This window comes from Acinetobacter sp. GXMZU3951, assembly GCF_054457875.1.
The window spans coordinates 17,412-39,765 of the sequence record NZ_JBTLFO010000007.1 but is presented as its reverse complement, the minus strand read 5'-3'; the positions used below and the strand labels follow the sequence as shown (position 1 = coordinate 39,765).

General features: G+C 40.1%; 22 protein-coding genes. 8 read left to right on the top strand and 14 right to left on the bottom strand.

Annotated features, from left to right (window positions below):
* The first annotated feature begins 159 nt into the window (after positions 1 to 159).
* From mfd to ACX17N_RS11575, 3 genes are all read left to right on the top strand, one after another.
* Positions 160 to 3,618: a transcription-repair coupling factor gene (gene mfd, locus ACX17N_RS11585; RefSeq protein ID WP_458892724.1), complete on the top strand. Its 3,459-nt coding sequence runs from the start codon at positions 160 to 162 to the stop codon at positions 3,616 to 3,618.
* A 223-nt stretch (positions 3,619 to 3,841) separates the two neighbouring features.
* The gene (locus tag ACX17N_RS11580; protein ID WP_142768650.1) at positions 3,842 to 4,276 is read left to right on the top strand and encodes an HIT domain-containing protein; all 435 of its coding nucleotides are present in this window, start codon (positions 3,842 to 3,844) and stop codon (positions 4,274 to 4,276) included.
* A gap of 123 nt (positions 4,277 to 4,399) precedes the next feature.
* A complete protein-coding gene (locus ACX17N_RS11575; RefSeq protein WP_458892871.1) occupies positions 4,400 to 5,806 on the top strand; it encodes an adenylate/guanylate cyclase domain-containing protein in 1,407 nt (468 codons plus the stop codon).
* 72 nt (positions 5,807 to 5,878) lie between these two features.
* Here ACX17N_RS11575 and fdx read toward each other — a convergent pair whose 3' ends face one another.
* The 8 genes from fdx to ACX17N_RS11535 form a co-directional block, all read right to left on the bottom strand.
* The gene (gene fdx, locus ACX17N_RS11570) at positions 5,879 to 6,217 is read right to left on the bottom strand and encodes an ISC system 2Fe-2S type ferredoxin (RefSeq protein WP_458892723.1); all 339 of its coding nucleotides are present in this window, start codon (positions 6,215 to 6,217) and stop codon (positions 5,879 to 5,881) included.
* 15 nt (positions 6,218 to 6,232) lie between these two features.
* A complete protein-coding gene (gene hscA / locus ACX17N_RS11565) occupies positions 6,233 to 8,092 on the bottom strand; it encodes a Fe-S protein assembly chaperone HscA (RefSeq protein WP_458892722.1) in 1,860 nt (619 codons plus the stop codon).
* 34 nt (positions 8,093 to 8,126) lie between these two features.
* Positions 8,127 to 8,642 carry a Fe-S protein assembly co-chaperone HscB gene (gene hscB / locus ACX17N_RS11560; protein ID WP_458892721.1) on the bottom strand — a complete coding sequence of 172 codons (516 nt, stop codon included), beginning with the start codon at positions 8,640 to 8,642 and terminating at the stop codon, positions 8,127 to 8,129.
* A gap of 89 nt (positions 8,643 to 8,731) precedes the next feature.
* Entirely contained in the window at positions 8,732 to 9,052 is a 321-nt protein-coding gene (gene iscA, locus ACX17N_RS11555; protein WP_458892720.1) for an iron-sulfur cluster assembly protein IscA, read from the bottom strand.
* A gap of 36 nt (positions 9,053 to 9,088) precedes the next feature.
* Entirely contained in the window at positions 9,089 to 9,475 is a 387-nt protein-coding gene (gene iscU / locus ACX17N_RS11550; protein ID WP_458892719.1) for a Fe-S cluster assembly scaffold IscU, read from the bottom strand.
* Positions 9,476 to 9,576: 101 nt separating this feature from the next.
* The gene (locus ACX17N_RS11545) at positions 9,577 to 10,794 is read right to left on the bottom strand and encodes an IscS subfamily cysteine desulfurase (RefSeq protein ID WP_458892718.1); all 1,218 of its coding nucleotides are present in this window, start codon (positions 10,792 to 10,794) and stop codon (positions 9,577 to 9,579) included.
* A gap of 1 nt (position 10,795) precedes the next feature.
* Positions 10,796 to 11,272 carry an Rrf2 family transcriptional regulator gene (locus ACX17N_RS11540; RefSeq protein ID WP_458892717.1) on the bottom strand — a complete coding sequence of 159 codons (477 nt, stop codon included), beginning with the start codon at positions 11,270 to 11,272 and terminating at the stop codon, positions 10,796 to 10,798.
* Positions 11,273 to 11,384: 112 nt separating this feature from the next.
* Entirely contained in the window at positions 11,385 to 12,035 is a 651-nt protein-coding gene (locus ACX17N_RS11535) for a hypothetical protein (protein ID WP_458892716.1), read from the bottom strand.
* A 230-nt stretch (positions 12,036 to 12,265) separates the two neighbouring features.
* Between ACX17N_RS11535 and ACX17N_RS11530 the strand changes: the two genes are divergently transcribed.
* The 3 genes from ACX17N_RS11530 to ACX17N_RS11520 all read left to right on the top strand — a co-directional run bounded on the left by ACX17N_RS11530 (position 12,266) and on the right by ACX17N_RS11520 (position 15,138).
* Positions 12,266 to 12,697, top strand: coding sequence for a phasin family protein (locus tag ACX17N_RS11530; protein ID WP_458892870.1), 432 nt, complete (start codon positions 12,266 to 12,268; stop codon positions 12,695 to 12,697).
* A 168-nt stretch (positions 12,698 to 12,865) separates the two neighbouring features.
* Complete coding sequence (locus ACX17N_RS11525) at positions 12,866 to 13,138, top strand: HU family DNA-binding protein (protein WP_004976639.1); 273 nt, start codon at positions 12,866 to 12,868, stop codon at positions 13,136 to 13,138.
* A 131-nt stretch (positions 13,139 to 13,269) separates the two neighbouring features.
* On the top strand, positions 13,270 to 15,138 hold the full coding sequence (locus tag ACX17N_RS11520) for a SurA N-terminal domain-containing protein (RefSeq protein ID WP_458892715.1): 1,869 nt from the start codon (positions 13,270 to 13,272) through the stop codon (positions 15,136 to 15,138).
* A 59-nt stretch (positions 15,139 to 15,197) separates the two neighbouring features.
* Here ACX17N_RS11520 and ACX17N_RS11515 read toward each other — a convergent pair whose 3' ends face one another.
* Entirely contained in the window at positions 15,198 to 16,070 is an 873-nt protein-coding gene (locus tag ACX17N_RS11515) for a DUF2797 domain-containing protein (RefSeq protein WP_458892714.1), read from the bottom strand.
* 32 nt (positions 16,071 to 16,102) lie between these two features.
* Here ACX17N_RS11515 and ACX17N_RS11510 point away from each other — a divergent pair, with 32 nt between their 5' ends.
* Both ACX17N_RS11510 and ACX17N_RS11505 read left to right on the top strand, forming a co-directional pair.
* Positions 16,103 to 16,573 carry a DUF6231 family protein gene (locus ACX17N_RS11510; protein WP_458892713.1) on the top strand — a complete coding sequence of 157 codons (471 nt, stop codon included), beginning with the start codon at positions 16,103 to 16,105 and terminating at the stop codon, positions 16,571 to 16,573.
* A gap of 130 nt (positions 16,574 to 16,703) precedes the next feature.
* Positions 16,704 to 18,104 (top strand): methylenetetrahydrofolate reductase C-terminal domain-containing protein, encoded by a 1,401-nt coding sequence (locus ACX17N_RS11505; RefSeq protein WP_458892712.1) that lies wholly within the window; start codon positions 16,704 to 16,706, stop codon positions 18,102 to 18,104.
* A 42-nt stretch (positions 18,105 to 18,146) separates the two neighbouring features.
* Here the strand turns inward: ACX17N_RS11505 and ACX17N_RS11500 are convergent, their stop codons facing one another.
* The 5 genes from ACX17N_RS11500 to ACX17N_RS11480 all read right to left on the bottom strand — a co-directional run bounded on the left by ACX17N_RS11500 (position 18,147) and on the right by ACX17N_RS11480 (position 22,310).
* Positions 18,147 to 19,262, bottom strand: coding sequence for a porin (locus tag ACX17N_RS11500; RefSeq protein WP_458892711.1), 1,116 nt, complete (start codon positions 19,260 to 19,262; stop codon positions 18,147 to 18,149).
* 253 nt (positions 19,263 to 19,515) lie between these two features.
* A complete protein-coding gene (locus ACX17N_RS11495) occupies positions 19,516 to 19,935 on the bottom strand; it encodes an HIT family protein (protein ID WP_458892710.1) in 420 nt (139 codons plus the stop codon).
* 44 nt (positions 19,936 to 19,979) lie between these two features.
* Entirely contained in the window at positions 19,980 to 20,249 is a 270-nt protein-coding gene (locus ACX17N_RS11490; protein WP_458892709.1) for a YARHG domain-containing protein, read from the bottom strand.
* Between the two features lie 86 nt (positions 20,250 to 20,335).
* Entirely contained in the window at positions 20,336 to 21,208 is an 873-nt protein-coding gene (locus ACX17N_RS11485; RefSeq protein ID WP_458892708.1) for an NAD(P)-dependent oxidoreductase, read from the bottom strand.
* A gap of 10 nt (positions 21,209 to 21,218) precedes the next feature.
* Positions 21,219 to 22,310, bottom strand: a complete 1,092-nt coding sequence (locus ACX17N_RS11480) for an alpha/beta fold hydrolase (protein WP_458892869.1) — start codon at positions 22,308 to 22,310, stop codon at positions 21,219 to 21,221.
* Positions 22,311 to 22,354 lie beyond the last annotated feature (44 nt).

Below are 22,354 nucleotides of genomic sequence, written 5' to 3'. Positions count from 1 at the left end.
TATATATAGCTATTTATAGCACTCATATGCGTGTTGATAAGTAATGTGTTCTAAGAGTGCTCGCACATACTAGGTTAAGTAATCGTATAAAAATTTTATTGGCTTTTGGCCTCGTGATAAGATTGTAACCAAGTGACTTATCTCTAAAAAGCGACCTACATGTTCCAACAAGAAATTGCTCAACTCAATCTGTCTAAATTGAAAGCAGGTGAAAAACGCTGGATCGGACAATTACAAGGTTCAGCTGCTGCATTATTATTTAAAGAAATTTCTATACAACATAAGCAGCTTTTTATTCTGGTAGCTCGGAACAGTCAGCATCTGGCTCAACTCGAAAGCGAGCTTGAATTTTACGGCGTTAAACCGACAATTTTCCCCGATTGGGAAATTCTACCGTATGACCGTTTATCTCCACATCAAGATATTGTGTCTGAACGCTTGGCGATTTTATCGAATATGCCGCAACAAGGCGTATTGCTGGTTTCAGCCTCAACTTTAGCGCAGCGGGTAGCGCCAGCATCTTGGGTTTTGGGCGAGCATTTCGATATTCAGGTGGGGCAAAAATTCGATATTGAAAAGCAAAAATTGCGTCTCATTCAGGCTGGCTATCATTTGGTTGATACCGTATACGACCATGGTGAATTTGCAGTGCGCGGCAGCATTATGGATGTTTTTGCTTCTGGCCAAAATGCACCGATTCGTGTTGACCTGTTTGATGATGAAATTGAGAGCCTAAAATTTTTCGAGCCTGAAACACAGCGTACCACTCAAAATTTACAACAATTTAGTGTCCTACCTGCTAAAGAGTTTCCACTAAAGGAAGCGCGTTCTTTATTTAGAGATCGTTATGCAGAAAGTTTTCCAACGGTCAATCCGAAGAAAAATCCCATTTACCAAGATGTACTAGATGGGATTGCATCGCCAGGTATTGAATTCTATTTACCGCTGTTTTTTGAAAAACAAGCTATGCAAAGTCAAAGTACGCTTATGGCGTACTTACCAGAGAATGGCATTGTCATTACAGATTTAGGATTAGATGAAGGCTTGTCTGGATTTTGGAAAGAAGTTCTGCGTCGTTATGAAGATCGTCGACATAATGTCGATCATCCAATCTTGCCGCCGGATGAACTTTTTTTATCACAGAATCTGGTCTTGGAGCACCTGAATAAATTTGGCCGAATTCTGGCTTCGACCGAAGAAGTCGAAGAACGCGCGGGTGCAATTAATTTAGCGACTGAGCCACCACCGCGTTTAGCTGTCGATCCTAAACAAGAAAAGCCTTTTGCGGCAGTCAAAAACTATCTCGATACAGTCAATCATCCGGTACTTTTGGTGGCAGAAAGTGCGGGTCGACGTGAAACACTAAAAGATGCACTACGTCCATATTTAGGTGAAATTCCAAGTGTTGATGGCTTTGCAGATTTTCAACAATCTTTACAAGCGATCGCGATTACCAATGCGCCTTTAGATCGTGGTTTGGTGATTCAAAATCAACTGAGTGTCATTTCTGAAAATCAGTTATATGAACATCGGGTTGTGCAGCGTCGTCGTAAGCGTCAGCAAGAAGTCTCTGAAGAATTCTTAATCAAGAGTTTAACTGAGCTCAGTATTGGTGCACCTGTTGTGCATATCGATCATGGTGTTGGACGCTACGCAGGTTTAATCACTCTGAGTATTGATGATCAGGAACATGAGTTTTTGCAGCTAGATTATGCTGATGCTGCCAAAGTGTATGTTCCGGTCACCAATTTACATTTAATTAGTCGTTACAGTGGTGGTGATCCTGATTTAGCTCCGCTGCATAAACTCGGTACCGATACTTGGAGCAAGGCGAAACGTAAGGCACTGGAACAGATTCATGATGTTGCGGCTGAGCTATTGCATATACAAGCACGTCGTCAATCTAAACCGGGTATTAGTTTTGAGCTTGATCATAGCCTTTATATGCAATTTGCTAGTGGCTTTGCCTATGAGGAAACTTTAGACCAGGCCAATGCGATTGAAGCAACCTTACATGATATGCAACTGGCAAAACCAATGGATCGTCTGGTTTGTGGTGATGTCGGCTTCGGGAAAACAGAAGTTGCCATGCGGGCAGCATTTGTAGCTGTACAGAATAATAGACAAGTTGCCGTTTTGGTGCCGACAACATTGCTGGCACAACAGCACTATGAGTCATTCAAAGACCGATTTGCAGATTGGCCAGTTCGAATTGAGGTGTTGTCGCGTTTTGGTTCGAGTAAAGCACATCTAAAAACCATTGAAGATTTGGCTGATGGCAAAGTCGACATCGTTGTCGGTACCCACAAGATTCTGCAAGAAAATGTGCAATTTAAAAATCTGGGGTTGATGATTGTGGATGAAGAACATCGTTTTGGTGTGCGCGATAAAGAGCGTATCAAAGCGTTGCGTGCAGACGTGGATATGTTAACCCTAACGGCAACCCCAATTCCTAGAACATTAAATATGGCATTTAGTGGCATGCGTGATCTATCGATTATTGCTACGCCACCGGCACGACGCTTGGCTGTCAAAACTTTTGTGCAGGAGCATACCTCAGAATCAATCAAAGAGGCGATTCTGCGTGAGTTACTCCGTGGGGGACAAGTCTATTTCTTGCATAATGAAGTAGAAAGTATTGAGCGTGCTGCCGAAAGTATCCGTGAGCTAGTACCAGAGGCACGCGTGGCTGTAGCACATGGGCAAATGCGTGAACGTGAACTGGAGCAGGTTATGCAACAGTTCTATCATAAAGAATATAATGTCTTGGTATGCTCAACGATTATTGAAACAGGGATTGATGTGCCGAATGCCAATACCATTTTAATTGAGCGCGCGGATAAACTCGGGTTGGCACAATTGCATCAGTTACGTGGGCGGGTTGGGCGTTCGCATCATCAGGCTTATGCCTACTTATTGGTTCCATCTATGAAAGGCTTAAAGGGTGATGCAGAAAAACGCTTAGATGCCATTCAGCGTGCAGCAACACTCGGTGCAGGCTTTATGCTTGCGACAGAAGATTTAGAAATCCGTGGTGCAGGTGAATTGCTGGGTGAACAGCAAAGTGGTTCTATGCAAGCGATTGGCTATAGCTTGTATATGGAAATGCTGGAGAAAGCCACCAAAGCAATCCAAAAGGGTAAAACCCCGAATTTTGATGCGCCATTATCTCTGACCGCTGAAATTAACCTGCATATGCCAGCATTAATTCCAGATGACTACTTGGGCGATGTGCACCAGCGCTTGTTATTCTATAAGCGTATCAGTAATACCAATACCCAAGACAAGCTAGATAATATCCGTATGGAATTGATAGATCGTTTTGGTATTCCACCGCAACCCGTAAAGCAATTATTTGCAGTGCATCAATTAAGACTCAAGGCTGAGTTTTTAGGCATTACAAAAATTGATATCAACAGTAATGGCGGGCATATCGAATTTTCCCAAGATACCCCAGTGCAGGCCATGAGCATCATCAATATGATGCAAAAGCATCCAACCTTCTTCCGTATGGAAGGTGGTCAGCGCTTAAAAGTTATGGTGATGCTGGAGGATTATGAAAAAAGGATCCAATTTATCAATGATTTACTGGAAAACTTGATTAAAGACCTGAATTGATACATGGTGGTCACTTCTTTGGCTTGACTTTCGAGAAGTTAGATTGGAAGGATAGTCAAAGAAGCGGTTGATTTATTTGGGAAAATTATTAAAGTAATAAATGTGATTGAGTTCAAGTCAATTGGTGCTTTATTTGTAATGAAACACCTTTTATAGAATACTCAGCCTTAGTTTGATGTGATAGTATTAACCATCATTCTAATTTTGCATCATTTATAAAGATATGTTTAGTTTGCATCCACAACTTGCTCAAGATACGTTTTTTGTAGGCGATTTTCCGCTTTCTACATGTCGTTTAATGAATGATATGCAGTTTCCTTGGCTCATTCTTATTCCACGTGTTCCTGGAGTTACTGAGCTGTACGAATTAAGTCAGGCAGATCAGGAACAGTTTTTACGTGAATCAAGCTGGTTGTCTAGTCAGCTTGCACGTGTTTTCCGCGCAGATAAAATGAATGTTGCGGCATTGGGTAATATGGTGCCTCAACTTCATTTTCATCATGTTGTACGTTATCAAAACGATGTGGCTTGGCCTAAACCAGTTTGGGGCACACCAGCAGTTCCATATACAAACGAAGTACTTGCGCATATGCGTCAAACTTTAATGCTTGCTCTACGTGGTCAGGGTGATATGCCGTTTGACTGGCGCATGGATTAATCTGAACAAATCATTTGTTTATGGATGAATTGTGATTAAATTCGGGTTCTGGAGTAGGTAGTGCTATCATTAAGCAATTGGTTAGATAGAGATCCTAAGCATTTTGAATACCTTCATCGCGTGATGGGTTATGCAATGCTATCTCTACTTTTAGTTGTTTATCACTACACCTCACCAGAAACCCACTATCAAATCTATGTTCCTGTTTTGATGGGAGTGGTTGCTTTAATTCTGCCCAAATTATCTCATTGGCTGGAATTTAAGTATGGCTATCATGCCAAACGCAATTCACTTTTTGCGCTAGATGTGATTGTGATTGCCGTCATGCTGTCGGCAGTTCATCTTAGTCTGGTGCTGACTTTTACCGCAATTTTTGCTGTTCTTTTTTCATCAATAAATACCAAAGTTTCATTTTTTTCAGCAATGCTGACCTGTGTGTTTGGGGTTGCTGTTTTCTATTTTTGTAATATTTTTATTTTTGGTTTTGGTGAGTATTTTGAACATACTTCTTCAGAACTTACGGTACTCTCATTCTTGTGTTTAATTACCTATTTTGGTGTAGGTATTATTTATCAAACCCGTCGTATTCGTTACATCCATTCCAAGCGAGAATACTATTATAACCAAATGAATCGCTATATGGAGTTTGCCAATCAGTTAAGTCGTTATGCGCCCTTGCAGTTGTGGCAATCGATTATGAAAGGTGAGTCAGAAGCTAAAATTGAATATAAACGTAAAAAAATGACCGTTTTTTTTTCGGATATTCAGGGTTTTACAGAGCTATCAGAAACGCTCATTCCAGATGATTTAGCCTACTTGCTTAATGACTATTTGAGTCATATGACCGAAATTGCCAAGCAATATGAAGGTACAGTCGATAAATTCATGGGCGATGCCATCTTAATTTTCTTTGGTGATCCAAATACACAAGGGGTGGAGCAAGACGCAAAAACTTGTGTAGAAATGGCCATGGTCATGCGTCAACAAATGAAATTATTGCGCGAACGCTGGATTAAAATGGGGTATCCACCTTTGCATATTCGCATGGGGATTAGTACCGGTTATTGCCACGTTGGTAACTATGGTGCAGCACATCGTATGGCCTATACTATTGTTGGTCGTGATGCAAACTTGGCGGCTCGCTTGCAGAGTGCTGCTGCGGTAGATGAAATTTTAATTTCAGATGATACCTATAACTTAATTAAAAATGACTATTTGTGTGCGCCTAAGTCACCTATTTATTTAAAAGGGATTCAGGGGCCTGTACGCACATGGCAGGTCATGGAAAAATATACTTCGCAAAAAACAGATTATCAGCGCTGGTTTGATTACGAATATAAAGGCTTTCATTTATTGCTCAATTTGGATGAAGTGCAAAACTTTGAATATCCTGAGTTGATTTCAGTATTGGATAAGATGATTAAGCGTATTCAAACACAGCAAAAATTAACCAACTCACAAGGGATTGTGAAATTGAAGCTTGAGGATGAAGTGATTCAGCCTATAGAAGAAGATTCGCGCATTCACTAATTTTTTATTCTATTTACTTATTTTATAGATTTAAAAAAAACCACGCAATCCGCGTGGTTTTTTTGAATCAACTTAGTGATTCTCTGATGCGTGATTGATGGTGTATTTAGGAATCTCAATTTCTAAATCTTCATCTACAATCTCAACTTGGCAAGAGAGGCGAGAATCTGGTTCTAAGCCCCACGCGCGGTCAAGCAAATCAGCTTCCACATCATTCATTTCTTCTAGGCTGTCAAAGCCTTTGCGTACAATCACGTGGCAAGTGGTACATGCACATGACATGTCGCAAGCATGTTCAATCTTGATGTTGTTTTTAAGCAAGCTTTCGCATAAGTTTGCATTTTTCTCAACTTCAAACTCAGCACCTTCTGGGCAGAATTGCGCATGTGGAAGTACTTTAATACGTGGCATAGTCTTTACCTTAATTTAGTTTGAGTTTGACCAGTCTTCGAGTTTAGTGCCTTTTAACGCTGCATCAATATGTTGATTCATACGTAATGCAGCAAATTGATCACTATGTATTTTAAGCTGCTCTACTGCTTGTTCAATGGCTTGAATATCATCGCCTTGAAGTTTGGTTTTAAGATTTAGCTTGGCTTGATTCAACGCATCAAGCTGTACAGGGCTAAGCAGTTGAGTATCAACTTTTAAAGCCTGTGTTAGCGCTTCAAGTTCACGTTGGGCTTCAACTTTGGTTTCTTGTAGATGACGAAGGCTTTTATCTTCTTCGGCATATTTAAAACCGTCGAGTAACAGTCGTTCAGTATCTGCTTCTGATAAACCATATGACGGTTTAATGTCGATTTGAGCATGAACACCCGATGTAGTTTCTTTGGCAGCAACGGTAAGTAAGCCATCTGCATCGACTTGGAACGTTACTTCAATTCGGGCCTGACCAGCTGTCATCGGAGGGATGCCATGTAAAACAAAACGGCCCAAACTACGGCAATGCTCAACCAGATCACGTTCACCTTGCACGACATGAATCAACATCGCGGTTTGGCCATCTTGATAAGTCGTGAATTCCTGACGACGTGCAACAGGGATAGCCGTGTTGCGAGAAATGAGGCGTTCAACCAATCCACCCATTGTCTCTAAACCCAACGACAGTGGAGTAACATCTAGCAGCAAAGAGCCATCTGTAGAGTTGCCAATCAATTGATTTGCGGTAATTGAGGCTCCAATCGCAACAACTTCATCTGGATTGATAGTACAAAGAGGTTCTTGATTGAACACATCACGGACTGCTTTTTGTACCGCATAAGAGCGTGTAGAGCCACCCACTAAAACGACATTTTGAATATCGGATAATTCAAGTTTGGCATCGCGCATAACACGCTTACATACACTGATGGTCTTGTCTAAAGCAATTTGAATAATACTTTCAAAGGTAGGGCGATCAAGCTCTAAGCTTTGATCTAAAAGCTTTAATTCAACCGTGGTTTGATCGCTCAGTGCTTCTTTGGCTTTGCGTGCAGCAACTACAAAATGTGCGTATTCGGCATCATCTAGGTGTTCAATGTTGAGCTGTTTTTTTGCCCATTTTACAATCAGACGATCAAGGTCGTCGCCACCTAAAGCAGTGTGACCGCCAGTGGCTAAAACTTCAAATACACCTTGCGAGAAGCGAAGAATCGAGACATCAAAAGTACCGCCACCCAAGTCATAGATGACATAGTTGTGATCAGTTGCTAAATTGGTATCTTGATCTAAACCATAAGCCACAGCAGCAGCTGTAGGTTCATTCAGTAAGCGCAGCACATTTAATCCAGCCAGTTGAGCTGCATCGCGAGTCGCTTGGCGTTGGGCTTCATCAAAATAGGCTGGTACGGTAATTACTGCGCCATTTACTGGATTTTGCAAGCTTGCTTCAGCACGGTCTTTGAGTTGTTTTAAAATCTCTGCCGAAATTTCGACTGGAGTTTTACGTCCTTGAGCGGTCTCAAAGGCCGGCATCTGATGATCTTCACCCACTAGTGTGTATGGGTGTTGGAATTTAATGTCGGCTTTAGAGCGACCCATAAAACGCTTCACGGAAACAATGGTGTTTTTAGGGTCGGCTGTAATAAAGGGTTTCGCATCATCCCCGTAGTGGGTTTGATTTTCGGTGTAATGAACGATACTAGGAAGTAACACTCGACCTTGTTCATCATGTAGAACTTTGGCTTTACCAGAAAGCACAGTTGCGACTAAAGAGTGGGTTGTGCCTAAATCAATACCAATCGCAATACGGTGTTCATGTGGTGCACTTGATTGCCCCGGTTCTGCAATTTGCAAAAGTGCCATGCGTTACATCCTTTGAGCAGTAAAATTTGAAAACTTAAAAATCATCGTCAAGATCAAAACTGTCATCATCTAAGAAACGATCTTCAGCTTTGTCGATATCATTCATGACTTTTTGGAAAAAACGTAATTTACGGACGGTATCTCGAGCCTCAGCCCAGTCTTCATCTTGATAATCGATTTTGAATTCGCGGACTAAGCCATCAATCCATTGTGAAACTTCTTTTTTAAGGGAGATCAGATCATCCGCAGATGATGCTTCATCTAATTGTTCACGAATTTCAAGCGCGGATTGTAAAAACTCAAAATCATTGATGGATTGGTCGAGATGATAATCTTGTTTTTTGAGCGCCAATAAATATCCAGCACGGCTGTCAACCTGAGATAAGATTTTGAATGCATGATTAATTTCACTTGATTTAATCAGGGCTTGATCTTTATCTTCAGCTTTATCAGGGTGATATTGTTGCTGCAGTTTTAAAAATTCATTTTTTAAACTGGCTAAATCAATATCGAGCGCTACTGGAAGGTTAAACAACTCAAAATGATTCATGGGAGATGGGATCCGCAATTATTTCATGTAAATAAATAGAATTAAAACAGTGTAAAGACACTGTTTTAATAGGTGAGGACAATATGGTGTTAGACAGTGAAAGACTCACCGCAACCACATTCGCCTTTTTTATTTGGGTTGTTAAACTCGAAGCCTTCGTTTAAGCCATTTTTGACATAGTCCATTTCCATACCATCGAGATAGACTAAGCTTTTTGGATCAACAAAAACTTTAACACCAAACTGTTCAAAAACTTGGTCATGCGCATCAACATCATCAACAAATTCGAGCACATAAGCCAAACCAGAACAGCCTGAAGTTTTCACACCAACGCGAATACCTTCACCCTTACCGCGATTTTTTAAATAATTGCTGATATGAGTTGCAGCATTTTCAGTTAAATTGATCATGAAAACTCCGTTATTCTTTCACTGGTCTGGAAACAATTAAGCTTTAGTTCGCTTGTTGCGATAATCTTCAACAGCAGCTTTAATTGCATCTTCTGCAAGTACAGAGCAGTGTACTTTTACTGGTGGAAGTGCAAGCTCGGTTGCAATATCAATATTCTTGATGGCTTGAGCTTCGTCTAAAGTTTTACCTTTTAACCACTCAGTTACCAACGAGCTTGAAGCAATTGCAGAACCGCAACCATAAGTTTTGAAGCGCGCTTCTTCAATTACACCTTCGTCGTTCACTTGAATTTGTAGGCGCATAACGTCGCCACAAGCAGGCGCGCCGACCATACCAGTACCAACATTTTCAGCGTTTTTGTCTAAAACACCTACATTACGAGGGTTTTCGTAATGATCAATTACTTTTTCACTATATGCCATGATGCTTCTCCAAACCTCGGGGTCAGCGTTAATATTAATATGGGGTTAAATTCGTTTTAATCAATGAGATCATTTGGCATGATCTCATTGAAAGCTGAGAATTAGTGTTCAGCCCATTCGACTGTAGAAAGGTCAATACCTTCTTTATACATATCCCAAAGCGGAGAAAGTTCACGTAACTTATCAACAGCAGCTCGGGTCACGCTTAACACATGATCAATATCTTCTTCAGTGGTGTATTTACCAAAGCTGAAGCGGATTGAACTATGAGCCAACTCATCAGAAAGACCTAATGCACGAAGTACATAAGATGGCTCTAAGGTTGCAGATGTACATGCAGAACCTGAAGAAACCGCTGCGTCTTTAAGTGACATCATTAATGATTCACCTTCCACAAAGTTGAAGCTGACATTCAGGTAGTTAGCAACGTTTTGGGTTGGGTGGCCGTTAAGGAATACTTGCTCAAGATCTTGTAAACCGTTCCAAAGTTTGTCACGGAGTCCACGTAAGCGAGCTTGTTCAGCAACCAGGTTTTTTCCTGCAAGTTCAAATGCTTCACCCATACCCACAATTTGATGTGTTGGTAAAGTACCAGAACGCATGCCACGCTCATGACCGCCACCGTGCATTTGTGCTTTTAAACGAACACGCGGGCTACGACGGACAAATAAAGCACCGATGCCTTTAGGGCCATAGATTTTGTGGGCAGAGAAGCTCATTAAATCAACTTTTAAAGTCGAAAGATCAATCTCTACTTTACCTGCAGCTTGTGCAGCATCTACATGGAAGAAAATTTTGTTTGCACGTGTGATTTCGCCAATTGCAGCTACATCAGTGATTGTTCCAATTTCATTGTTTACCATCATTAGGGAAACAAGAATGGTATCTGGGCGAATAGCTGCTTGAACCATTTCAGGAGTAATTAAACCCGTTTGTGGAAGTGGTTCAAGATATGTAATTTCGAAACCTTCAGATTCTAATTCGCGACAAGTATCTAAAATAGCTTTGTGTTCGATTTTACTGGTGATGATATGCTTGCCTTTAGAAGCATAAAACTGAGCTACACCTTTTAATGCTAGGTTGTCAGACTCGGTTGCACCAGAAGTCCAAACGATTTCGCGAGGATCTGCTTTGATAAGGTTTGCAACTTGTTCACGTGCGTATTCAACTTTTTCTTCAGCTTGCCAGCCATACGCATGAGAACGAGATGCAGGATTACCGAAAGTACCATCGAAAGTTAAACATTCCATCATGCGCTCTGCAACTTGAGGGTCGACAGGAGTTGTTGCGGCATAATCAAGATAAATCGGACGTTTCATTTCAAATACTACCTGTAACCGATAAAAGGGCTGAATCAAAAGATGCTGTGTTTTGGCGGATGGCAACAGTTTGTACGTTGTCGCGAGCTACAAGATCAGCAAGTGAGATTTTAGCGAGATAATCGGCAATGTGGTGAGAGAGTTCTTGCCATAAATCATGAGTCAGACACATGGCACCATTTTGGCAATTGCCTTTATGGTCACAGCGCGTTGCGTCTACAGTTTCATTTACAGCTTCAATAATTTCTAACACAGTGATGCTTTCGGCATTACGCGCAAGGTGATAACCACCATTTGCACCGCGAACACTAGAAACTAGACCATGGCGTTTTAACTTGGCAAAAAGCTGCTCAAGATACGCAACGGAGATAGTTTGGCGAGCTGCAATTTCGGCTAGAGTGATCGTTTGTTCAGTAGGCTGCAAAGCTAGATCAAGTAGAGCAGTCACCGCGTAGCGACCGCGAGTTGTTAAGCGCATGATTCGATACACATGTTTAGACTAGATGTGTAGATTCTATGAATCCTGACTAAAATAGTCAAGTTTTTTTAAGACGATTTAGTTTGTTTTAATTAATAATAAAAAGAGTGATTTATGCAAGCCAAACATTATACACAAATAAAATAATAAGTATAACTGTGGTTACAAAAAAGGCGATATTGATCCGCTTTTGATTTTGCTCTAAACGACGAATTCGGTTTTTGTATTGTTTTACTTCTACTTCTAGTGAATTAATTTTAGAACGTTGCTGATCAATTTTCTCTAACAATGGCGCCACGCGCTTATTTGAAGAGGTAATGTTTTGCTCATCATCCACGGGTTGTAAGAACCATTGTTTCCAATCCGCCAGTACTTTAGGCGCACTAAACAAAAGCACTAGATCACGAAACTCATCTTTTAAGGTGATATCACCATCAATGCGCATGGTTTTGATGCTACGTCGATTAGCAAAGATAAAAATTTTGATTAGATCCATCAATGTGGTTCTAACATCCAGCTCTACAGGCTTTTCAGGGGCTTTGCTATCGAACAGAATACCATGTTCATTAAATTGAACATAAAAGTCAAAGTAAGGGACATAGCTATTAATTTTGATTGCTATTTTTTGTTCGACGAATTTTTTTGCCTGTAATGCTACAACAGGATCGCGCTTAATTATAAAAGTGAAAATCGTTTCTAAAACAATCATGGATGTTGTCAGCAACAAATGTGGTTGATTTTGTCTTTGTTGCGAATCGCTCATAAAATCTAATCCTTACGGGTAAACTGAGTGTCCTGTCTCATTGTATTGGTGTGAGGACTGAAATAAATTGCACTTTAGACCAGCTTTGTAGAACAGTTTTACAAATCGATCAAGTGTTAAGTTTGCTATGATGAGTTTATTTGTACGGTTTAAGTGCAGGATAGGACAATAAATAGGCAGGAGTGGCGTGTATGAATAAAACGACAAAAACAGAAAATAATGATGATGAAATGCTTTCCTCTAGTGAAAAAGTTCAAAAACACAAAATGCGTACGCGGTCAAAGTCTGGTCTAGATTTTAGGAAATATACCAAACAGATCTGGCTTGCAGGGTTGGGGGCATTTTCTCGTGCAGAAGAAGAAGGCAATAAATTATTTGACTCATTGGTTAAGGTAGGTGAGGAGCTAGAGTTAAAAACCTCTGAAATAGCTGACCAAACGGTAGAAAAAGTTTCAGAAAAAGCCAAAGAGTCTGTAGTTGATACTAAAGATAAAGTTGAGCGACTCATTGATCATAGTGTGCATCATTCCTTAAACCGCATAGGTTTGATTACGGCAAAGGATATTCAACATTTGGAAAATCTAATTTTACAATTGCACAGTAAAGTTGATGCTTTGATTATAGAAAATGAACAACTGAAAGCGAAAATAGAAAAAAAGTGACAGTTTTGGAGAGATTGATATTTTTTCCAGACTAATTTGCGATTAAATTTGCATAAAAGCTCAAGAGGAGTATTGCGTTCTCCCCTAAAGCATTGCTATAAAGGCGTTATGGTAATTTAAACTATATCCTTGAACCTTAAATAAACGATATTAGAGGACTTCATCTTCATGAATAAATCAGAATTAATTGATGCAATTGCAGAAAAAGGGGGATTGTCTAAGACTGACGCAGGTAAAGCCTTAGACGCGACAATTGCTTCAATCACTGAAGCGCTTAAAGCTGGTGATACAGTTACACTTGTAGGCTTCGGTACTTTCAATGTGAAAGAGCGTGCTGCACGTACTGGTCGTAACCCACAAACTGGTGCGACTCTTGAAATTAAAGCAAGCAAAGTACCTAGCTTCAAAGCGGGTAAAGGTTTAAAAGATTCTGTAGCTTAATCTTTTAACAGTTTGCTAAACGCGCCTTTTTGGCGCGTTTTTTATTAATAATGCTGATTTGATATCTAAACGCATTCATTCATTTTATCTTTTCGGTTAAAATGCGGCACAAATAAAATATTGGAATACTTATGGAATCTTTTCGTAAAGTTATTAAGGGCTGGTTGGGCAAAGTTTTGCTCATTTTGTTTTTGACCCCTTTAGCACTTGTAGGTATTGAAGGATATTTTAGTAGTGGAACTTCGAAAGATGCGGCAAAAACAGTAAATGGGCAAGCAATCAGTAATAAAGAGCTGGAAAATGCGACTAAGTCCTATAGCCAGCAATATTTGTCTTATGTAAATGGTGATGAAACGATGTTGAATCAGTCATTTATTAAAGATAAGGCATTGGAGTCGCTAATTGCACGAACTTTATTATTGCAACAAGCTGAGAAACTGGGTATTTCATTGAGCGATGCTCAAATTGAGCAAATGATTGCGCAACAACCTAGCTTGCAAGAAAATGGCAAATTTTCAGAAGCACTTTATGCGAATTACTTAAAATCAGTCGGATTAACGAGCCAGGCTTTAATTGAAAACTTACGTCAAGATCATGCATTAAAAATGATGACCTCGACAGTGATGGATTATGCTTTGGTGAGCAAGGTTGATATTCAGCAAATTGCCAATTTACAAACTGAGCAGCGTACGATTCATTTGGCAAGCATCAAATTAGATGATTATAAGAAAAATATTCAAGTGACTCAGCAAGAAATCACTGACTATTATAACAAGCACAAAAATGCGTTTCGACAAGTGGCTAGCGTAGATGTTGATTTTGTGGTGTTGAGCCCGAGCAATCTACCTGCTGCAAATGTACAAATTTCAGATGCAGAATTGCAACAAGCGTATACAAAATTTGTAGAAGCTGAAAAAGCAAAAGTGAAGCCTCTTGTGAAACATATTTTAATTACTACAGATGCTCGCTCTGATGCTGAAGCTAAAAAATTAGCGGATGCTGTCGCTGCAAAAATAAAAGCAGGTATGAGCTTTGCAGATGCAGCTAAACAATATTCAGATGATACAGCATCTAAAGCGAATGGCGGTGTAGTTGCTGTTTATGATAAAGGCGTGTTTGGCGATGCATTTGATACAGCTGTTGCGGGATTAAAATCGGGTCAGGTTTCTGCGCCAGTTAAAACCCAATATGGTTATCATTTAATTGCTGCGGAAGCGCCTGCGCTGAAATTGCCTTCGTTTGAAGCAGAAAAGCCGCGCTTAATTGTGGAAGCGAAAAAAGCAAAAACTGCGAATGCATTCTCAGATACGGTGAATAATCTGAATGAAATGGTGGTGGGTAGCGATGCATTAGATACCGTCGCTCAAGAAGTGAAGGGTGTACAAGTACAGTCGGTTAAAGGTTTGACCTTAGGTATGCAACACCCAGTTTTAAGTGATGCAAATGTTAAAGCGAAACTGTTTAATGATGATGTGAAAAATGGCGATCGTAATGCATCGAGTAACATACAATTGGCAAACGGTGATGTCGTTTGGGTTAAAGTTCGTGATTATCATGCGGCAGGTGAGCAATCATTGGCTGAAGCAAATTCACGTGTAAAAGCTAAATTGATTGAAGTGAAAGCAACCGCTGCCGCTAAAGCTAAAATCCAAAAAGCATTGGACGAGTTTAAAACTCAACCTGCTTCAGCTGTGTTAGCGAAAAACCCATTGGTTTTTGAAGATGTTGGTGTATTCACTCGTTCACAGGGTTTGAAACGTCAAATCGAGCGTGCAGCCTTTAGTGTTCCAGCACCAAAAGCTGGAATGTGGTCAGTGACTACCGCTTCTTTACCTAATGAGTTTGTTGTTGTGGCTATTTCAAATGTGAATAAGACTGCTGCGAATGCTTTAACACCAGAACAATTAACTGAGTTGTCTAAGCTTTATCAGCAATTACGTGGACAGCAAGAACTTGATGACTATACGCAGTACCTCAAGAGTCAAGCGAAGATTAAATAATCAGTCCTCATAAAAAAACCAGCCTCGGCTGGTTTTTTTATATCTCACGCATTTAAAAATTATTCAGAGCGAAGAATAATTTCATAGCCGGTATATTTACGAATATTGATTACCCCAGTATCTAAGATCAGGTACTGACCCTTAATCCCTTGTAATCTGCCACGTATTACAGGAGTCTTGTCTAAATTATGGGACTTAATTTTTTCAGGGTATTCAGCTACAGGATAAATAAACTCACGCGGTTGTTCATTTTCAAGCAATTCGACTGTTTCATTAAATTCAAGATTTTGGCTGAATTCATCTCGAATGGTCTGAATTTTAGGTGCGAATTCTTCAATCAGTTGTTCTCTGACGTCGATAAGGTTTAGCGGTTCTGCTTCGCCTTTGAGCAGTTTACGCCAATCTGTTTTATCCGCCACTTGCGTGCCAAACATCACTTCAAGCTGACCGGATAAACGACGTGACCCAACTTTCATAATCGGCAGTGCTTGCGTAGCCCCCTGATCTAGCCAGCGGGTAGGCATCTGACCAAGGCGAGTAATTCCAACTTTCAGTGCACTGGAGTTGGCGAGGTAAACAATGTGCGGTTGGAAGCAAACTTCATGAGCAAAATTATCTTCACGGCAAGTACCGAGATGATAATGGCATGTTTCAGGCTTCATGATGCACATGTCACAAGAAGCTTTGGTTTTGAAACATTTAAAACAATGTCCTTGCGAATAGGACTTAGGCGTCTTGCTACCACAAGAAACGCAGGAAATTTTTCCTGTCCATTCAAGCTCGATTTCTTGACCTAAACTGAATGGAAGCTCAATTTCTGCACGATCTAAGATAAATTTGTATTCAACATTTGCCTTGCGAGTCTGTTGATCAGTTACACTAAGGTCCTTGAGACCTGCATGCATTTTATGACAAATGCCTTGTAGTTCCATGAAAAGCTCACTCAAATAATAAGGATGCAGTTATGGCTGAACAGAATGTCATCACTTCTATGCTAGACGATTTATCTCAGGAACAGCCTATTCAAACTGCATTGTGTATTGGTCAAAATTTAGAGCAATATGACCAGAATCAATCAATTCGTTGGAGTCATTTTAGCGTAACTGAGCTGCTAAGTCTGCCTTTTACGCAGCGTTATGATTTGGGTTTTGTGTTACTAGATAGCCCTGAGATGTGTGAATTATCGGAAGGGTATAAATCCCAGTTTTTAGTGAAACTGCGTGATTTGATGGCAAAAAAATTGGTGGTGGTTACCCGAACTCAAGATGAAAAAATGATGCGTGCTTTGGGGTTTACCCAGTTAATAGAGAAGTCTGATCAGCAAGGTGATATAGCGATTTGGCAATTTAATATTTTAACTTATAAGCATGTTCCAGATTGGTTTAATTCGAAATATTGGGCTAATCCTGAAAATTGGAATAAATTCCGTTGGTAATTAAACGTATTTAGCACGGCAAAAGCTTGTGAATTTTTTGCAAGCTTATTATTTATTTTGCATATAAACATTCTCATCTTTTATAATATGGCGCTCTATTTCTGACATTAGTCAAAATCTCCCGAGCGATATGTCTAAGCCCTCCAATTGTTTGCTTCATCAGCACTTTTCTATTTTTCTAGAATATTTACCCACAAAACACGTCTTGCCTGTGCCTGCGGATTTGGCGGGTTATCCTGTAACCATGACAATTGCAGATCGGGTGCGTAAAGATCATGACCCTGCACCATTAACGATTGCACAAAGCTATCCATCGCAGCTTCGCAAGATTTTACATTTCTCGGGTAAGGGTCGAGATATATCAGATTTTCAACAATTCCTGCAGGTCGTTAAAAAAGAAGGACATGAAAATGTTCTATTGTTGACAGGGGATAAGCTCAAGCAACATCAAGATGGATTGGATTCAGATCAACCTCGTACGCGTTATTTAGAATCTGTGAATGCTGTGATACATGCTAGGCAGCTTCTGCCAGATTTAAAAATTGGTGTGGCATTTAATCCTTTTAAATATGCAAAGGCCGAACATGATGCCCAGTACTTTAAGCTAGAAAAGAAAATTTTAGCTGGTGCGGATTATGTGGTTACACAATTGGGATTTGATTTGGATGCATTAAAAGAAATAAAAACATATTTAGAAACACACCATGCTGAAATTGAGCTCTATGCATGTGTCATGCCTTTAACTTTGCCACGTGCAGAATTTATGCACCAACACCAAGTTGCGGGTATTGTTTTGACCGATCATTTAATCGACCTGTTGCGACGAGAAAAAGCAAGCAGCCTAGAGCTCGCAGCGCAAAATGTTTATGCCCGTTGTGCGTTACAAATTCTGATTTGTCAGCATTTAGGCTTTGCTGGCGTACATTTATCGGCTTGTCATAAAAGTGATGAGCAGGAGGCTTTAGCGAAGGTTCTAAAGGAATTTCAAAATCTAACACTAGAGCAATGTGAACAAAAATGGGCTGAGTTGCATCACATAGAACAAGGGGATGAATTAAAGCCTCAACTGGCAGTTCAGGAAATGACGGTTTCGGGTGAGCAGTTATTGAAATATAAGTCAATGCAATTCATGCATGACGCAATGTTTGATTCGAAGGTGGCTCGTAACATTGGAAGTAAGGTCTTTAGTTCCAAGTTTTGGTCAGGTCAGTTTGCAAACAAGTTGTTACTCAAGTCAGAATATATTTCTAAACATGGTGTGGTGGGGTGCGAAAGTTGTGGGCAATGCCGTTTGGCAGAGACACTCTATATTTGTCCAGAAACATGTCCAAAAGGCTTGGCAAATGGTCCTTGTGGTGGAACCACTCTAGATCGCTGTGAGTTCGGAGACCGTGAATGTATCCACTCTATTAAGGCTCGATTAGCACAACAGGTTAACCAAACTGTAGTGCTTAAAGAGCGAATTATTGAAACGGTATCAATCGAGGTGCGTGGTACTAGCTCTTGGAAAAATTGGTTTTTAGAAACTTAAAGCAAAAAAAACACGCCGAAGCGTGTTTTTTTAAGGATTGGCTTAGAAGTTGTATTCCATACCTGTACCAATTACAGTACGGCTATCATCTTCTTTAATCCAGTCACGTTTTTGTTGCGCTACAACTGCGTAGAAACGTGCTTGTTTATTCATTTTGTAGTCTAAACCGATACCATATTGATCAATTGTGCGATCATCATAACCATCACGTGTAGTTTGTGCTGATTGGTATTGTCCTTTTACAGCAAAAGGTGTGCTGCCGATTTTGTATGTAACCGCAGCAATCCAAGAATCTTCTTCTAAGCCTTTATAGTTTGCAGTAATTGCAGCACCAGTAGAGTCAGTTTTACCAGTATTATAGTTGGTTAGATCATCTGTAGGCTCAGCATGTTGCCATAAACCGCCAAGTACTAGGCCTTTAAGACCAATCGTGCTGAAATCATAAGAGCCAGTCACGCGGTAAGCATCAGAATAAATATCTTTTAAACTGTAAGCGTTATATTTACCTTGAATGCCAGAATTTCCAGCAACTGCGAGGGCAAGACCTAAATCTTTATTGTCATAGTTTACAGAAGCTGAAACAGCATCACCGAAGTTATTACGGGTATCATCGTTACCAGTTGCACCTTTAACAGGGTCAGTTGAGCTTTCACCTTGTTGGAACATGACGTTGAATGATAAACCAGCTAGTAATTTAGGGTCAGATTCAAAGCCAAGGACGTTGTTTGAACGTTCCTCACCATACATCATGTTGGTGATATCTAGAATAGTGTGGTCGTTGAAGATATCTTGGTTGTTACCAGCAGCTGTTTTGAAGTAAGAGTCAAATTTACCTACTTTTAGAGAGCCAATACCATCACTTTTTAAGCCAATAAAACGGTTGCGAGCACTAAGGTCTGTATCTGAACCAGAACCATCAGTTGCAATAGCCCATTCAGCTAAATAAATTGCAGATAATTTTTCTGTTAACTTCTCTTCACCTTTAATACCGAAGCGTGAAGAGTTAGAGTTGATTTCTGTGACATCACTCTTGCCATCAAAACTTTTGTTGTCAACATTGTCGATAGATACGTTTAATTTACCGTACAAAGTTGGCGCTGCTTGTGCTGCGTTTAAGCTTAACGTTGTTACTGCTGCAGCAAGAAGCAATTTTTTCATTGAGATTTCTCCAAAACACAATTTTTATGGCAAGTGCCAACAAACTCTTATTTTTAGTTCGCTTCTGTACAATTCGTTACATAGCTCACCAACTTGCTATGCAGTATCTGCAAACTTTGTGACAGCAAAGTGAAAAATAGATGACAGTTTGATGACGAATCATGAATAGATAACTCTCAGATTTAATTTTATTTTTAATTTTTATAAAATAAAAAATGGAGCCGAAGCTCCATTAAGTATTGCTATTACTTGTTTACTCTTCTAGAGCAGCCTTAATTTTTTCTGCCTGCGCTTTAATCTTTTCTTGATCGCCCATTTGTGCTGCATGTTTACCTAATTGATGCACATTGGTTGGAATAAGATGAAAATGGACATGTGGAACCGTCTGTCCAGCAGATGCTCCGGTGAGTTGCATTAATACAATGCCATCAACCCCTAAACCTTTTTCCATTGCACGAGCAATTTTCTGCGTAATCTGAATGGTATAGGCTGCAGCGTCTGCTGGAAGATCCAGTAGACTCACCGCAGGCGTTTTTGGAATGACTAAAGTGTGACCTTCCGCTTGTGGCATAATGTCCATAAAAGCAAGAACTTGATCGTCTTCATATACTTTAATGGCAGGAAGTTCGCCACGTAGAATTCTTGCAAAAATATTTTGATCATCGTAAGCCATGATGCATCCTTTATCATTTTCCCTTATATCGGGGAATTTAGTCATTATTTACAATTAAGTTCTTTCTGGCGTGCTTTGATTTCGTCAAGACGTTGTTGCTCTTTCTCAGAAAACTTCGGCTTGGTGGTGTAGCAGTTTTCATTACCAAACTTTGCTTTTGCTTCCGGGTCTTTAAAGCAGAAACCTTTTGATGCATAAATGACATCATGATCATTTTTCAACTTTTGGCACTCTTGCTCTGGTGTTGCAGCAAACACACTTGCCGCAACTAAAGTTGATAAACCTGTAAGACAGGCAATCAGCAACTTATTCATAAGAGTTTCCTCATTGTTTGTAACAGTATATGTTAAACACCTTATTACAATATTGGGTTTAAATCGAGTAGTTCAATGGCAAGTTATTACTCAAGTGTAATTTTGCTCCAAGATTCATAGAGTTTTACCGCAGTAGAAAAATCACTTTCTTCTATTGCAAGATCACTTGCTGCCTGTATAAGACTTTGTGTTAGTGCAATTACAGGGGCTGAAAGTTTGGCATCTCTGACCAAATCTAGCGCAATTCCAGTGTCCTTAGCCAATAAAGGTAATGCAAATGTCAGAGGAAAACTGCGATTTAATACGCGTTGTGGTAATACGGTTTCAGTTACACCACTTTTGCCACTAGATGCATTAATACAATCCAGCGCCTCATTAAGATTTACGCCATGTGCTTTTAAGGTTGTAAACCCTTCTGCAGCAGCGCATAAATTAACAGCAAGCAGCATGTTGTTCACGGCTTTCACGGCAAAACCTGCACCAGAATCACCAACGTGTTTAATCAGTTTGCCTATAGCGTTCAGGGCTGGTAATGCCTTGCTAAAAGCATCCGCATCACCACCGACCATGACCGTAAGGGTTGCATTTTCAGCACCAATGGTTTGCCCACTGACTGGTGCATCGAGGAAAGCCACCTGTTGAATGTTTAAAGCTTCGGCAAGTCTTTTGGCTGATTCAGGAACTCCGCTGGTGCAGTCAATCCAAATACTACCAGCTTTGAGTTCAAGTCCAGCAATCAGTGTTTCGACATCTTGGCTGGTTGGAAGGCAGGAAAAAACGATATCGGCTTGTACCGCTTCTTGTAGCGATACGGCAAGCGTTCCATATTCAGTTGCATGTTGCTCAGCTTTGGCGAAATTACGATTCCAAACGAATACGGTTTCGAAGTGTTTAGGAAGGTGCGCTGCCATACGATAACCCATAGCGCCTAAACCAATAAATGCAACTGAATGAATCATGCTATTTCCTTTATATCTTTGTTGATCTTTGTGCTAGCCAAGCCGTGAGTTGAGGCCAAAATTGTTCGGCACTCGCTTTGCTGGACATTAGGCCTAAATGTCCACCTGGTATAAGAGTAAACGTGACATCTTGGCTATTTGTCAATTCACATAAGGGTTTAATTGCATTTGCAGTGACAAGTTGATCGGTTTGACCTGCACCAATCAACAGAGAGGAAGTGATTGAATTTAATTGTATATGCTTATGATCTAATTGAATATTGCCATGTTTAAGACCATTTTTAAGCCAGATTTTAAAAATCATGTCTTGATTGATCCCACCAGGATAATCAATCATATTGTTGAGAAACTTGCTGATCGTGGCATTCTCCTTCACGATTTCTAAATCATCTAGATTACCGAGTAAGGTTTTATAACTGGCATACCATCCTTTGGGGTCTAAAATTTTAAAACCAATCGAATTGAGCTTGCCTGGCGTATGGGTAAATTTTTTAGGAATGTTATTGGAGAATAACCATTGCTCTAAGCTTTTATTGTGCTGAATAAAATCGTACATTGCTTGATTGAGTTTGCCAATAAAGCCCGAAGCATAACTGTCGATTGGACTGCCTAACACAATCAGATTTTTAACAAAATTTGGTTGTTGTAAGGCGCTATACAGCAGGACAAAAATCCCCGCCATACTCCAGCCATGTAAGGAAAGCTGTTCTGAGTGGGCATGTTCTCGAATCTGATGAATACAGTCTGGTAGGCTATAGTTAATAATTGTCATGAAATCAATATGTCGATCACGAAATCCAAAATGTTTCCATTCAATCAAATACACTTCAAAGCCCTGACCTTGAAAATGCTGAACCAAAGAGCGATAAGGAAAGAGGTCATAAATCGCCATATTGATGGCAAAAGGTGCAACGAAAACCAGAGGCTCAAGATATTTTCTTTGATTGGCGGGGTAATAACGGACTTTAGCGTAATCGTTGAACGCTATGATGTCATAGGGCGTTGATTCGGATAGAATCAGAGCGTGCTGCTTTAAAATACGTGTTGATAAATTAGAGACTTGCACTTTTTTCTGAGCGATCCGTTGTTTTAGTTTTGACATCGCGGACATTTTTGTTGACCTGCCTAAAGATTTGCTCGAAGTCT